This is a genomic window from Neoroseomonas soli, from assembly GCF_018129065.1.
GTDB lineage: Bacteria > Pseudomonadota > Alphaproteobacteria > Acetobacterales > Acetobacteraceae > Neoroseomonas > Neoroseomonas soli.
The window spans coordinates 43,308-57,364 of sequence record NZ_JAAEDM010000004.1; the positions used below are offsets into that span (position 1 = coordinate 43,308).

The 14,057-nt window shown below is 72.5% G+C and carries 11 protein-coding genes; 4 read left to right on the plus strand and 7 right to left on the minus strand.

Going from position 1 to position 14,057, the window contains the following annotated elements:
* Positions 1-13 precede the first annotated feature (13 nt).
* Positions 14-502 carry a bacterioferritin gene (bfr, locus tag GXW76_RS02445; RefSeq protein WP_211860485.1) on the plus strand — a complete coding sequence of 163 codons (489 nt, stop codon included), beginning with the start codon at positions 14-16 and terminating at the stop codon, positions 500-502.
* On the opposite strand, the gene GXW76_RS02450 is transcribed toward bfr, so the two are convergent.
* The 4 genes from GXW76_RS02450 to GXW76_RS02465 form a co-directional block, all read right to left on the minus strand.
* Complete coding sequence (locus GXW76_RS02450; RefSeq protein WP_211860402.1) at positions 468-1,991, minus strand: GH3 family domain-containing protein; 1,524 nt, start codon at positions 1,989-1,991, stop codon at positions 468-470. The genes bfr and GXW76_RS02450 overlap by 35 nt on opposite strands.
* A complete protein-coding gene (locus tag GXW76_RS02455; RefSeq protein ID WP_211860403.1) occupies positions 1,988-4,246 on the minus strand; it encodes a penicillin acylase family protein in 2,259 nt (752 codons plus the stop codon). The genes GXW76_RS02450 and GXW76_RS02455 overlap by 4 nt, the downstream gene beginning before the upstream one ends.
* Before the next feature lie 171 nt (positions 4,247-4,417).
* Positions 4,418-6,082 (minus strand): ABC transporter permease, encoded by a 1,665-nt coding sequence (locus tag GXW76_RS02460; protein WP_246513853.1) that lies wholly within the window; start codon positions 6,080-6,082, stop codon positions 4,418-4,420.
* A gap of 103 nt (positions 6,083-6,185) precedes the next feature.
* Positions 6,186-6,950, minus strand: a complete 765-nt coding sequence (locus GXW76_RS02465) for a bestrophin-like domain (RefSeq protein WP_338150868.1) — start codon at positions 6,948-6,950, stop codon at positions 6,186-6,188.
* 156 nt (positions 6,951-7,106) lie between these two features.
* On the opposite strand from GXW76_RS02465, the gene glcF reads away from it, so the two are divergent.
* The 3 genes from glcF (at position 7,107) to ada (ending at position 10,190) form a co-directional block, all read left to right on the plus strand.
* The gene (gene glcF / locus GXW76_RS02470) at positions 7,107-8,423 is read left to right on the plus strand and encodes a glycolate oxidase subunit GlcF (RefSeq protein ID WP_211860405.1); all 1,317 of its coding nucleotides are present in this window, start codon (positions 7,107-7,109) and stop codon (positions 8,421-8,423) included.
* A gap of 47 nt (positions 8,424-8,470) precedes the next feature.
* Entirely contained in the window at positions 8,471-9,046 is a 576-nt protein-coding gene (locus GXW76_RS02475; protein WP_211860406.1) for a tetratricopeptide repeat protein, read from the plus strand.
* Positions 9,047-9,110: 64 nt separating this feature from the next.
* Positions 9,111-10,190: a bifunctional DNA-binding transcriptional regulator/O6-methylguanine-DNA methyltransferase Ada gene (ada, locus tag GXW76_RS02480; protein WP_211860407.1), complete on the plus strand. Its 1,080-nt coding sequence runs from the start codon at positions 9,111-9,113 to the stop codon at positions 10,188-10,190.
* Positions 10,191-10,221: 31 nt separating this feature from the next.
* Here ada and pyk read toward each other — a convergent pair whose 3' ends face one another.
* The 3 genes from pyk to GXW76_RS02495 form a co-directional block, all read right to left on the minus strand.
* Positions 10,222-11,655, minus strand: a complete 1,434-nt coding sequence (gene pyk / locus GXW76_RS02485; protein ID WP_211860487.1) for a pyruvate kinase — start codon at positions 11,653-11,655, stop codon at positions 10,222-10,224.
* A 478-nt stretch (positions 11,656-12,133) separates the two neighbouring features.
* Positions 12,134-13,414 (minus strand): glycerate kinase type-2 family protein, encoded by a 1,281-nt coding sequence (locus GXW76_RS02490; protein ID WP_211860408.1) that lies wholly within the window; start codon positions 13,412-13,414, stop codon positions 12,134-12,136.
* Between the two features lie 199 nt (positions 13,415-13,613).
* Positions 13,614-14,000, minus strand: a complete 387-nt coding sequence (locus GXW76_RS02495) for a nuclear transport factor 2 family protein (protein ID WP_211860409.1) — start codon at positions 13,998-14,000, stop codon at positions 13,614-13,616.
* Positions 14,001-14,057: the final 57 nt, after the last annotated feature.

Consider the following 14,057-nt stretch of genomic DNA (forward strand, 5'->3'; position numbering starts at 1 on the left):
GAGGCCGATGACCATGCTGCGCGACCCGAAGGTGATCGAGTTCCTGAACACCCAGCTCACCAACGAGCTGACCGCGATCAACCAGTACTTCCTGCATGCGCGCATGCTGCGCCACTGGGGCGTGACGAAGCTCGGCAAGCACGAATACGAGGAATCGATCGAGGAAATGAAGCACGCCGATGCGCTGATCGAGCGCATCCTCTTCCTCGGCGGCCATCCGAACGTGCAGCGCCTGAACCCGATCCTGATCGGGCAGAGCGTCCGCGAGATCCTGGAATGCGACCAGAAGCTCGAGGAAAAGGCGATCGCCGACCTGCGCGAGGCCATCGCCCATTGCGAGTCCGTGCGCGACTTCGTCTCCCGCGACCTCTTCGCCTCGATCCTGCGCGACGAGGAGAACCACGCCGACTTCGTCGACACGCAGTTCGACCTGATCGAGCGCATCGGCATCGAGCGCTACACGATGCTCAATTCGGACGCGGCGCCGGACCAGGGGCACTGAGCGCCGCCGCGATCGCGGCGAAGCGGTCCGGATCGGCGATGACGCGCGGCACCTTGTGCTGGCCGCCGAGCTTGCCCTGCGCGCGCATCCAGGCTGCGAAGGCGCCGGGCGGCAGCAGCACCACCTCCGGTGCGTCGAGTTGCGCGCCATCGCGGTGCGCGGCGTAGTCGTCGTTCTCCGCCCGCAGCGCATCATCCAGGGCGGCGGCGAGCACCGCGGACGTTCCCTCCGACGCCGTCGCCGCCGCCTCCACGCACCAACGATGTCGCCCGCGGCTGCCGGCGAATTCCGGCCCGACGACGTATTCCGCGACCGCGATGCCGGCCTGGCTCGCCGCGTGCAGCAGGGCTGCCTCGATCTCCTCGCCCGCCAGGTGTTCCCCGAAGGCCGAGAGCGTCCACGATGTCCTGCCCGTCACCAGCAGCCGAGGCGGGTCGCGGTCCACGAAGCGCACCGTGTCGCCGATCACGTAGCCGAAGAGCCCGGCGCAGGAGGAAACGACGACCGCGTACTCCACCCCCGTCTCGATCGTCGCTGCCCAGTGGCGGGTGGGGGATAGCGCGTCGAGCTCCGCGACGGGCACGAACTCGAAGAAGCAGCCTCGGTCGAGGTTGAGGCGCATCCCTTCGCGCTCGCCGCGGTCGGCGATGGCGATGAAGCCCTCGCTGGCCGGATAGACCTCGCGGGTCGCGCAGCCGGCCGGCAGATAGGGCGCGAGGCGGTCGCGATACGGTGCCCAGGCGACCCCGCCATGGATCAGCAGTTCGAGCGCCGGAAGCGGCGGCATGCCGCGGCGCGCCGCCAGGCGTTCGAGCAGCACGAGCAGCCAGGACGGCGTGCCCGAGAGCGCCCGGATCTCCGCGACCGGAGCCTCGCGCGCCAGCGCATCCAGCTTCGCGTCCCAGTCCGCCATCAGCGCGATCGATTCCGGCGGCCAGGACCAGCGCCGCAGGATGGCCGGGACCTCATGCGCCGCGATGCCGGAGAGATCCCCCTGCCGCACCCCCGGCGCCACCTGCTCGAGCGCCGTCGAGCCGCCGAGCATGAAGGACAGACCGCCGAAGGGTCGCGCACGCGGGTTGGCGGCGAGATGCCAGGCCAGCACGTCGAGCGCCGCGCCCCGATTGGCGCGCACCATCTCCCGCGTCACCGGGATGTGCTTGGTTCGCCCCGATGTCGTGCCCGAGGACAGCGCGAGATAGGGCGTGCGCCCCGGCCACAGCACGCCGTCCAGCACGGGCAGGGCGGCGGCCAGGTAGTCGTCGTGCAGGTCCTCGTAGCGCCGCAGCGGCACGGCGCGCTGGAAGTCGGCGACGGAGCGGATCCCGTCGAAGCCGTGGTCGCGCCCGAAGCGCGTGCCGCATGCACGGCGCAGCAGGGACAGCAGCAGGCGTTCCTGTTCCGCAGCCGGGTCCATGGCGCGCAGCCGCGCGACGCGCCGCGCCGCATGGGCGCGCAGGCAGGGCGTCGCGTCGAAGGGAATGCTCACCGCGCCGGCTCCAGCCGCGTGACGCGCGGGAATTCCGCCGCCACCGTTTCGCGGCGCAGCGGGATGCGGATGCTCCGCCGTTCGAGCCACAGCGGCACCTGGTCCGCGAAGGCCGCAGAGCCCAGCCACCCGTCCTGCCCGCCCCAGAGCGTGAACCAGTTGGCGTCGGGGTCGGCCATGTCGCTGACATGCCGCGCCATGGAGCCGAAGGAGGCCGCATGCCGCTGCGTCACCAGCCCGTGGCTCGTCTTCATCGGCGTCTCCCGCGACCCGCCCACGGGATGGTCGCCATAGGCGAAGGCGCCGCCCACCACCGGCAGGTTGAACAGCCAGTGGGAGACGCGCAGGCGGTGCATGTCCCCCCAGGTGCCGAGGGCGGCGAAGTCGCGCGCCGCAGCCGCCGAGGCCTCGCGCAGCACCGCCGCGCGGCGCCCGGGCGGCAGCGCGTCGAGGTCCGGCAGCAGAAAGGCGGTCAGGAAGTTCCACTGGCTTTCCGGGGAGCGACGGTTGCCGGTCTCGCCCTGCCGCTCCTCGGGCTGCAGCAGGGGCACCAGGCGGGCGAGCAGCACCTCGAAGGCGACCGGCGCGCGCGCATCCACCCGGTAGTCGCCGTCCCAGCCGCGCAGGGCCTCGATCAGCGGCGCGGCCTCGGGCGTGCCGCCGAGACGTTCCACCAGCGCCGCCGCCAGCCGGCCGGCGCGCGGGGAGCGCGTGTCGGCCTGGATCGCCATGATGTCCTGCGCCGTGGCGCGCGGCTGCGCGGCGAGCATCTCGCGCAGCCTCGCCACCCTGTCGCTGTCGGAGAAGAAGTAGCCCAGCACCGGCGGCGTGCGGCCGCCGAGCGGTTCCGGCCGGTTGTTGGCGCTGGCGAGGAAGCCCTCGCGCGGGTTCACCACGTAGGGGAGGTCCGGCGTGCGCAGCAGGCGCTGCCACGGCGCGGTCGCGGCCGCGTCACGCGCGTCGAGCACCGGATCCTCGCGCGGGATCTCCCGCCGCGCCGGGATGGTGGTGGCGTAGAACTGCCCGATGCTGCCGTCGCGGCCGGCCCAAAGCATGTTCTGCGCCGAGACGCCGAAGCGGTCGAAGGCGGCGCGGAATTCCTGCCCGTTGCGGGCGCGCGCGGCGGCGAGCAGGGCGGTGATCTCGTCGGTCGGCTCGTGGCCCACCCAGCGCAGCGCGATCACGTCCCCGGGCCGGCGCGGCAGCACCGAGGCATCGGTCAGCACCGGCCCCAGCGGCGTGATCCTTACCTCGCGCGTCGCCGTGAACCACAGGCGCTGGCGGATGCGGACCGTCTCCGTGCGGAACTGCTCCGGCGGCAGGCGGGACACGTCAAACAGGTCCGAGGACGCCGCGCGCATGTTGGTCCCGCCCCAGCCGATCTCCGGATTCCGCCCGACGCCGAGGAAGGGCAGCCCCGGCACCATCAGCCCCACCGCATGGAAGGAGGGCGAGCGCATCCCCGCCGCCAGCCACAGGTTCGGCAGGTTCAGCGCGAGATGCGGGTCGGAGCCGATCAGCGCCCCGCCGCTCGCGGAACGCCGCCCGGCGACGGCGACGGTGTTGGAGCCGGCGCGGGAAGTGCCGGCCAGGATGTCCCTTACCAGCGCCAGCCGGCGATCGGGCGGCAGCGCGGCTTCCGGCGCCGAGGTGCCTGCCGCCACCGTGCGTTCCCACAGTCGCGCGAAGCCCGGCGTGCCGCGCGCCGGCAGGATCGAGAGATAGCCGAGCCAGTTCACGTCCGTGCCCGCCAGCCGGCCGATGGCGAGCAGGTCGTCCTCGGTGTAGGGCTCGGGCGCGAGGCCCAGCAGCGCGAATTCCGGCGGCGGCTCGGCGCGCATGGTCGCGTGGTTCAGCCCGGCGACGAAGGCGGCCATCAGGCGGCGCGTCTCCTCCGGCCAGGCGGCGCGGATGGCCGGGGCGGCGCGGCCGAAATCGAGTATGCGCAACGCGTGGTCGATCTCGGTGGCGAAGGGACCGGCCACCTCCGAGAGCCGCCCGCGCGCGGCCAGCCGCATCAGCGCGATCTGCGCTCCGCGCAGGTGCCCCTGCACCAGGCCGAGGGCGAAGAAGAGGTCGCGGTCGGTCTCGGCCTCGACCCAGGGGACCATGTGGCGGTTCCAGCGGATGACGACGGGGCGCTCGATTGCGGCGCCGGCGGCGGGGAGCGCCGCGATGCGGCGGTCAACGCCGACCGGGCGCGGGTCGATGGAGGCGCAGCCGGCGAGGAACAGGAGCAGGAGGAGGCGAAGCATGAAGGCCATGCTTGGGCCAGGCGCGGCGGACGGCAAGGTCGGGGGAGGGGAACCGCCCCCGATCCCCCTCCCTTCTTTGTCTTCCTAGGAACTGACCTAGGCAGTCATTTCCCAAGTGACAAAGAAGGTTGAGGGGGGGTCGGGGGGAGAAGTTCCCTTCTCCCCCCGCCTTCAACCCTCCCGTCGCATGGCTCGCGTCAGCGCGATAACCGGCAACAGCCCCGCCGCCACGATCAGCAGCGCCGCGGTCGATGCTTCCGCCAGCCTCTCGTCCGAGGCCAGGTTGTAGATGCGCACCGCCAGCGTATCGAGGTCGAAGGGCCGCACGATCAGTGTCGCCGGCAGTTCCTTCATGGTGTCGACGAAGACCAACACCGCCGCCGTCAGCAGGGCGCCGCGGGCGAGCGGCAGTTCCACCTCCCGCACTGCCTGCCCGGGCGTGCGGCCGAGCACCCGCGCCGCGGCGAAGAGCGAGGGCTTCAGCCGCGCCAGCCCCGATTCCACCGCCGATAGCGCCACCGCCAGGAACCGCACCAGATAGGCGAAGACCAGCGCCGCCATGGTCCCCGAGAGCAGCAGCCCGGTCGAGACGCCGAACCGCGCCCGCATCCAGGCATCGAGCGCATTGTCGAAGACGCCGAAGGGCACCAGCGTGCCCACCGCGATGACCGAGCCCGGCAGGGCATACCCCAGCGCCGCCACCCGGTTCGCCGCCGAGCGCAGCGGGGAGGGATGCATCCGCGCCGCCCAGGCCATCACCGACGCGATCGTCACCGCCAGCCCCGCGGTGATCGCCGCCAGGGTCAGCGAATTCAGCGCGAAGGGCAGGAATCGCTCCGGTGTCAGCGGGTCGCCAGAGGTCACGGCGAGCCAGGCGAGCGCGCCGGCCGGCACGCCGAAGCCCAGTACGACGGGCATGGCGCAGGCGAAGATGGCCAATGCCTCCTTCCACCCGCGCAGGACCACCGGGCGCAGCGGCGGGTGGCGCGTCGTGGTCGGGTGGAAGCGCCGGCCGCCGCGCGAGATGCGCTCGAGCCCCAGGAGCAGGAACACGCATCCGAGCAGCGCGACTGAGAGCTGCGCCGCCGCCCCGCGGTCGTCCATGCCGAACCAGGCTTCATAGATGCCGGTGGTGAAGGTGCGCACGCCGAAATGCTGGACGGTGCCGAAATCGGCCAGGGTCTCCATCAGCGCCAGCGCGATACCGGCCGCGAGAGCCGGGCGCGCGAGCGGCAGCGCGACATGCAGGAAGGTGCGCGGCAGCCCGTGCCCGAGCGTGCGGGACGCTTCGAGCAGGCAGACGCTCTGCTGCAGGAAGGCGGCGCGGCAGAGCAGGTAGACGTAGGGGTAGAGCACCATCGCCAGCATCACCGCCGCCCCGGGCAGCGAACGGATCTCCGGCAGCCAGTACTGGCCGTAGCGCAGGCCCGTCAGGCTGCGGAACGCTTCCTGCGCCGGCCCCGCCACGTCAAACAGCCATGTGTAGACATAGCCGCAGAGAAAGGCCGGCATGGCGAGCGGCAGCAGCAGCGCCACCTCGAGCACCCGGTGGCCGCGGAAGTCGCAGGTCGAGACGATCCAGGCCGAAATGGCCCCGGCCGAGCCCGCCATCAGCGCCACCAGCAGCGCGAGCAGGGCCGAATTGGCCAGCATGTCGGGCAGGGTGGTGGTGGCGATATGCAGGAAGCTCGCGCCCGGTACGGCCACCGCGGTCGCGACCAGGGCGAGCAACGGCGCGGTGATGGCCGCGGCCGCGAGCAGCGAGGCCCAGGCCCAGACCGGCGCACGCCGCCGTTGGGGTGCCAGGCGAGGGAGGGGCACGGCCTCCACGGTCATGTTGCGAGCCATTCTCAGCCAGGCGATAGCATGCCAGCCGGCCGGGCGCGAGCCTGTCCCGCGGGCTGCCTTCGCGGCGCCACGCCGCGTCGGTTCCCGGGTTTCAGCGCGCCGCCGGCAGTGGCGGGATGCGGTTGCCTCCGGCGAAGCCCTGCATGGTCCAGTCATAGGGCGCGGCACTCGTGCGCACGCTGCCGAGCCGTGGCGAGCCGAGGTCGAGGATTGCCGTCATCACCACCGTCCACATGGTGATGAGCACCAGGCTGATCAGCCGCAGCCGCATCCCGCGCAGGCCGAGCTGGTAGCCGAGGCCCGCCATGGTCGCGAAGGTCATGCCGATCAGCAGCCAGAACAGGGTCGGCGGCATGCCGGTGACGAAGGCGAGGCGTTCGGCGGCGGACTGGTCGATCACGTCGTTCACCGCGGCCATCAGGGAGGCGGCGACGGGATCCGGCCGTTCGCGCACCAGCGCGGAGACATGGCCCCACATCTCGCCCTGCAGGGCGTCGGACCGGGCCTGGATCGCCGCGATCCGGCCGGTGTCCAGCGGCGCCTGCACGAAGTCCCGGCGGACCGGCACGTAGGCCTCGAGCAACCGGGCGACTTCGGCGGAGCGAGGGTGGTCGATCGCGACCGCCCGCAGCCAGGCGGTGCCGATCGCATTGGCCTCGGCCAGCGTTCCGTCCCGCCTTTCCTGGAAGCGGGCGGAGGAGAAGGAGAGGGTGAGGGCCAGCACGAAGGCGAGCAGGCCGAGCATGCCCCCGACGATGACGCCGACCCCCTCCGGCTCGCCGGCGCCGCTCACCGCGGTGCGCCGCCCGAGCCAGTGGCCGATCTCCCGCGAGAGCAGCTGCAGGACGAAGAGCACGGCGGCGAAGGCCAGGGCGCCGTAGCGGGCGATGTCGATGACGAATTCAGTCAGGGCGGCGATCTCCGAGACGGCCGATGGTAGGCAGTGGGGAGCGTGTGGCGCAATCGGGCCCGGGTGCTGGCGGCCGCGCCGTGCGGCTCCTAGATTGACACCATGCAGACCAGCTTCACCGCCGCGCAGCTCAAGGACCCGGACACCGCGGAGAGCAACCGCATCCTGCGCACCTGCGTGCATTGCGGCATGTGCACCGCGACCTGCCCGACCTTCCTGCTGCTGGGCGACGAGCTCGATTCCCCCCGCGGCCGCATCTACCTGATCAAGGAGATGCTGGAAGGCGGCAAGCCGGCAACGGAGGAGGTGGTCCGCCACGTGGACCGCTGCCTTTCCTGCCTGTCCTGCATGACGACCTGCCCCTCCGGCGTCCACTACATGCACCTGGTCGACCATGCGCGGGCCTATATCGAGAAGACCTACGAGCGTCCCCGCGCCGAGCGGGCCCTGCGCCGCCTGCTCTCCTTCCTGCTGCCGCATCCGGGGCGGTTCCGCCTGGCACTTGCCGGCGCATCCCTGGCGCGTCCCCTTGCACGGCTGGTGCCGGGGCGGTCGCAGACGGCGAACCGGCTGCGGGCGATGCTGCGGCTGGCGCCTGCCTCGGTGCCGTCGCCGTCGGATGTCGAACGGCCGCGCGTGCATCCGGCGGAAGGCCCGCGGCGCGGGCGCGTCGGCATCCTGATGGGCTGCGCGCAGCAGGTTCTGGCGCCTTCCATCAACGAGGCCACGATCCGCCTGCTGACGCGAATGGGCCTCGAGGTGGTGGTGACGAAGGACCAGGGCTGCTGCGGGGCGCTCGACCACCACATGGGCCACCACGACCCCGCGATGCGCCTGGCGCGCGCCAACATCGCCGCCTGGAGCCGCGAAATCGAGGGCGAGGGGCTGGATGCGATCGTGGTGAACGCATCCGGCTGCGGCACCACGCTGAAGGACTACGGCTTCATGTTCCGCGACGAGCCGGAACGCGAGAAGGCCGCGAAGGTCGCCACGCTGGCGGCCGACATCTCCGAGGTGCTGACCCGCTTCGGCTACGCGCCCACGCGCCCGGCGCCGGGCATCACCGTCGCCTACCACGCCGCCTGTTCCCTCCAGCACGGGCAGAAGATCACCGCCGAGCCCAAGGCGCTGCTCAAGGCGGCAGGCTTCACGGTGAAGGAGCCGGCGGAAAGCCACATCTGCTGCGGCTCCGCCGGCACCTACAACCTGCTGCAGCCGGAGATCGCGGGGCAGCTCAAGGAACGCAAGCAGGCCAATATCGCGCGCACCGGGGCGGCGCTGATCGCCTCGGGCAATATCGGTTGCCTGACGCAACTGGGCGATGGCGCCATCCCGGCGGTGCATACGGTGGAACTGCTCGACTGGATGGCGGGCGGGCCAGAGCCGGACGCCGTGGCGCGCGCCCGCGCGGCGGCGTGACCACGCGGCGCTTGCCCCGCAGGGTGTGGAGGGCGGAGCATCGCCCCATGCGCGCCGCCCTGCTTGCCCTGACGCTGCTGCTGCCGCCCACCCTGGCCGCCGCGCAGTCGCAGCCCGGCGCCAACCGTGCCCAGGAAAGCCGCCGCGCCGAGCTGGATTCCCTCTTCGAGACGCTGAAATCCGCACCGGACGAGGCGCTTGCCTCCGCGGTGGAAGGGCGCATCCGCGCGATCTGGATCGAGATGGCCTCGCCCGCGGCCGTCCTGCTGCTGCGCCGCGGCGCGCGCAACATGGCCTCCCGCACGCATGACGAGGCGCTCGAGGATTTCGACGCCGCCATAACCCTCAGTCCGCTGAGCGCCGAGGCCTGGTTCCAGCGCGCCCAGGCCAATGCCGCAATGGGCGATGCGGCAGCCGCCGCGCGCGACCTGCGGGAGGCGCTGCGGCTGGAGCCGCGGCATTTCGGTGCGCTGGTCACGCTCTCGATCCTGCAGGACGAAGGCGGCGACGCCCGCGCGGCGCTGCGCAGCATGGAGGCGGCGCTGGCGCTTCACCCGCACCTGCGCGGCGGCCGGGAACGCCTGCGCGAACTGCGCCGCAAGGCCGAGGGCGACGCGACATGACCGCGCCGCGCCGGCGCAACGCCCGGATGGCTCGCGGCAAGGCGGGCGTGGGATAGGGTTGCTCATGCCCGACGACCTCCGCCCCTCCGCCGACGATGCCCGCTGGGCCGCCCTGCTGGCGCGTGAACCGCATCCGGCCTGCGGGCCTTTCCTCTACGCTGTCACGACGCAGGGCGTGTTCTGCAAGCCTGGCTGCCCCTCGCGGCCACCGCTGCGACGGAACACGCGCTTCTTCCCCGATGTCGCCGCCGCCGAGGCCGCCGGTTTCCGCGCCTGCCGGCGTTGCGACCCGAAGGGCGAGCGCGCGGCGATCCACGCCGCCGCCATCCGCGCCGCCTGCGACCTGATCGAGGCGAGCGAGACCATTCCCTCCCTGGCGACGCTTGCCGAGCGCGCGGGCTATGCCCGCCACCATTTCCTGCGCCTGTTCCGCGACATCACGGGCGTCACTCCGCGCTCCTATGCCGAGAGCGTGCGCGCGCGGCGCCTTTCGGCGGCGCTCGCCGAGGGCGCGCGGGTGGCCGATGCGGTGGCCGAGGCCGGCTTCGGCAGCGAAAGCCGCGTCTATGAGGACACCGGCCGCGTGCTCGGCATGACCCCCGGCGCGGCCCGCCGCGGCGGGGCAGGGGAGGTGATCCGCGTCGCGCTCGCCGAAAGCGCTCTCGGCCCGCTACTGATCGGCGCCACCGAGGCGGGCATCTGCTTCATCGGCTTCGGGGAGGATGCGGCGGCGCTGCGCGGCGACGTCATGCACCGTTTCCCCAAGGCCCGCATCGAGGACGCGCCTGAGGCGCTGGCCGATGCGGTGCGCCAGGTGGTCACCTTCGTCGCCGAGCCCAGGGCGGCGCTCGACCTGCCGCTGGACCTGCGCGGCACCGCCTTCCAGCGTCGGGTGTGGGAGGCGCTGCGCCAGATCCCGCTCGGCGAGACGCGGACCTATTCCGGCCTCGCCGCAGCGCTCGGGGAACCCCGCGCGACGCGCGCCGTGGCGCGGGCCTGCGCGCAGAACAAGGTCTCGCTTGCCGTGCCCTGCCACCGCGTCGTGGGCAAGGACGGCGACCTCACCGGCTATCGCTGGGGCGTGGAGCGGAAGCGGGCGCTGCTGGCGGGGGAAGGCGCGGCCCGGAGGACGCCCAAGGCCTGACGCCTGCGAGGCCCGCGCTGTCCCACGCGCCCTACTTCACGATCGCGACCCGCAGCGCGTTGGTCGTCCCCGGCGTCCCGAACGGCACGCCGGCGGTGACCACCACCTCGTCTCCCGCCTTGGCGAAGCCTTCGGTCTGCGCCGCGCGGACGGCGCGGGCCACCATCTCGGTCATCGAGTGGATCTCGCTGACCTCGAGCGGGTGGACGCCCCAGATCACGGCCATGCGGCGCGCGGTCTCCCCGCTCGCGGTCAGGCCGAGGATCGGGCAGTTCGGCCGCTCCCGCGCGACGCGCAGCGTGGTGGACCCGGTGGAGGAGAAGGTCGCGATCGCCTCGGCCTCGATGGTTTCGGCCACCTGGCGGGCGGCGGTGGCGATGGCGCCGGCGCTGGTGCGCTCCGGGGCGGGGCGGGAGGCATCGGTGATGCGCCGCCAGTCCGGGTCCTGCTCCACTCGCGCGACGATGCGGTCCATCATGTTCACCGCCTCGTAGGGATACTGGCCGGCGGCGGTTTCGGCGGAGAGCATCACCGCATCGGCGCCGTCGAAGACGGCGGTGCCGACGTCCGAGACCTCGGCGCGGGTCGGCGAGGGCGCGGTGATCATGGATTCGAGCATCTGCGTCGCCACCACCACCGGCTTGCCGAGGGCGCGGGCGGCGCGGACGATGCGCTTCTGCACCAGCGGCACTTCCTCGGGCGGCAGTTCCACGCCGAGGTCGCCGCGCGCGACCATGACGCAATCGGTCAGCGCCAGGATGCCGTCGAGGTTTTCGACCGCCTGGGGCTTTTCCATCTTCACCATCACCCAGGCACGGCCGGCGGCGATCTTCTTCGTCTCGGCCACGTCCTCGGGCCGCTGCACGAAGGACAGGCCGATGTATTCGATGCCGAGCGGCAGCACGAAATCGAGGTCGGCGCGGTCCTTCTCCGTCAGCGCCGGGATGGGTAGCGCGACATCGGGCACGTTCACGCCCTTGCGGTCGGAGAGCGGGCCACCGACCACCACTTCGGTTTCGAGATGGTCGGGCCGCGTGCGGGTGACGCGCAGCCGCAACTTGCCGTCGTCCAGCAGCAGGCTGGTGCCGATCCGGGCGGCCTGGATGATCTCCGGGTGCGGCAGGTTGACGCGGACGGCATCGCCGGGCGTCGGGTTCAGGTCGAGCCGGAAGGCCTGTCCCTGGGTCAGTTGCACCCGCCCGGCCTGGAAGCGCCCGACCCGCAACTTCGGTCCCTGCACGTCGGCGAGGATGCCGATCGGGCGGCCGACCTTGCGCTCGACCTCCCGGATCATGGCGATGCGGGCGGCGTGGTCCTCATGCGAGCCATGCGAGAAGTTAAGCCGGAAGACGTCGGCGCCGGCGCGGTAGAGCCGTTCGATCACCTCGATGGTGGAGGAGGACGGGCCGAGGGTCGCGATCACCTTGGTCCGCCGCCGGCGGCGGAGGACGGGACGGCTGGCCATGCGGGGGGATCCTTCGGGCTTCGGCGGGGGCGGGGCGGTGAGGTCCGGGCGCAGCGCCTGCGGCGCCAGGCCGAGGATGCGGGCGACATCGGCAAGGCGGTCGTCCGGCACCCGCCTCCATTGGGAGACGGCGGCGGTGGAGATGCCGAGTTCCGTGGCGATCTTCGTGATGGCGCCGCGGCGGGCGAAGGCTTCTTCGAGGACGGGGTCGCGCATGGGCTTATTCTTACGTCAGATAAGAACGCTCGCCGAGAGTAATTTGTCACTTACGATATGTAAGGTTCCCTGCCTCAATCCATCGGATCGCCTTGCTATGAGGGTCGATCCAGGCCGCCGGCCCGGCCTCCACGCACAGCAGGAGGCCGTTCGCCCCCCCCCCCGCGATGGCCTCGGCGGGGATCTGCGCAGGGCGGCGCGCGGTCGCGCACCTCCTCCGCCGCGAAGCGCCGGTGGCGGGCGGCGAGCCGCGCGGCCTCGGTCACGCGACCAGGATGGCCCGGAAGTCGTTGACGTTGGTGAGCGTCGGCCCGGTGGTGACGAGATCGCCCAGCGTGGAAAAAAGCCGGTGGCTGTCATGGCCGGCGAGCAGGGCGCGCGCATCGAGCCCGGCGGCGCGGGCGCGGGCCAGCGTGTCGGGAGCGGCGATGGCGCCGGCATTCTCCTCGGATCCGTCGATGCCGTCCGTATCGCCCATCAGGGTCCAGACTCCCGGCGCATCGGCAAGCGCGAGCGTGCAGCCGAGCAGGCATTCTCCATTCCGCCCGCCGCGGCCCGGCTTCTCGGCGCGGATCGTCACCGTCGTCTCGCCGCCCGAGAGCAGCACGCAGGGCGCCGGAAGCGGATGTCCATGTTGCCGCGCGGAGAGCGCGATACCGGCGAGCACGGTGCCGACCTCCCGCGCCTCGCCTTCCAGCGCGTCGCCCAGGATGATCGGTGCGAGGCCCAGCCCGCGCGCCGCCTCCGCCGCCGCCTCGAGGGCCGTCAGCGGTGTCGCGATGAAGCGGTAGTCCGGCGTGCCGAGGCGCGGGTCGCCGGGCTTGGGGCTTTCCTCCGCGGCGTCGGCAAGGTGCGCCGTCACGGCGCCAGGCAGCGCCATGCGGTAATGCGCGACGAGGGTGCGCGCCTGCTCGAAGGTCGAAGGGTCCGGCACCGTGGGGCCGGAGGCGATCACCGTGGGGTCGTCCCCCGGCACGTCCGAGATGGCGAGCGTCACCACCCGCGCCGGATGCGCAGCCGCGGCCAGCCGCCCGCCCGAGAAGGCCGAGAGGTGCCGGCGGATGCAGTTCATCTCGTGGATGGTCGCGCCCGAGGCGAGCAGCGCCTTGTTCACCGCGATCAGGTCGGCGAGCGCCAGGCCGGGGGCGGGCAGGGTGGTCAGCGAGGATCCGCCGCCCGAGACGAGGAACAGCACCAGATCCCCCGGCCCCGCCGCCGCGGCGAGGTCCAGCATGCGCCGCGCGGCGACAGCCCCGGCCTCGTCGGGCACGGGGTGGGAGGATTCCGCGACCTCGATCCGTTGCGTCGGGTAGCCGTGCCCGTAGCGCGTGACCACCAGGCCCGAGAGCGGGACATCCGGCCAGGCCGCTTCCACCGCCGCGGCCATGACCGCGGCGGATTTTCCGGCGCCGAGCACCAGCACGCGGCCGCTGGGCTTCTCCGGCAGGTGGCGCGCCAGCACGACGCGGGGGTCGGCGCTCGCCACCGCGGCGTCGAACAGGCGCCGCAGCGCCCGGCGGGCCGTTGCGTCATCAAGGGCCATGCGTTCCGTCCTCGATCTCGTCGGGCGGCATCATCCCCGCTCCGGCGCGCGAGGCAATGCCGCGCGCGGCCCTCCCTCCGCCCGGGCGCGCCGGTTTCCCGGTTCCGGGATCCCGCGGCCTTCGTTCGCCGGCTCGCTGGCCGTGGTTTTCCGTGGCCTGCCGATCCGTTTCGTGCGCCGCCGGCGCTGCGGAGTTCGGCTATCCGCAGCTCACCTCGTCCCAGGCCTGGACGGTCAGGTGCCGGCGGATGCGCCCGTCATGCAGTTCGAGCGTCATGGCCGAAACCACGTGGCAGCCATCGGGATAGGCGCAGCGCTCGACGAAGGCCGCGCGGTGCGCGTCGCTGATCGTCTCCCCCACGGCATGGGTCATCTCGCGGGAGCAGACGTCGCGCCAGAAGGCCTCGATGGCCGGCCGGCCGACCAGGCGCATGGGCGTGCTGGGCGGGCGGTTGCGGTCGATGATCTCCATCTCCGCGTCGTCCTCGTAAAGCGAGGCGATCGTGTCGGCATCGCTTTGTTCGAGGGCTCGCTTCATGGCTGCGAGATCGAAGGCGGCCGCGGCCCGGTGTGCGCTGTGCGACATGGCGCTTCCTCCCCGCGCGGCGCGTGTTCCGCCGCGTACGACGGGAGACTACACCGG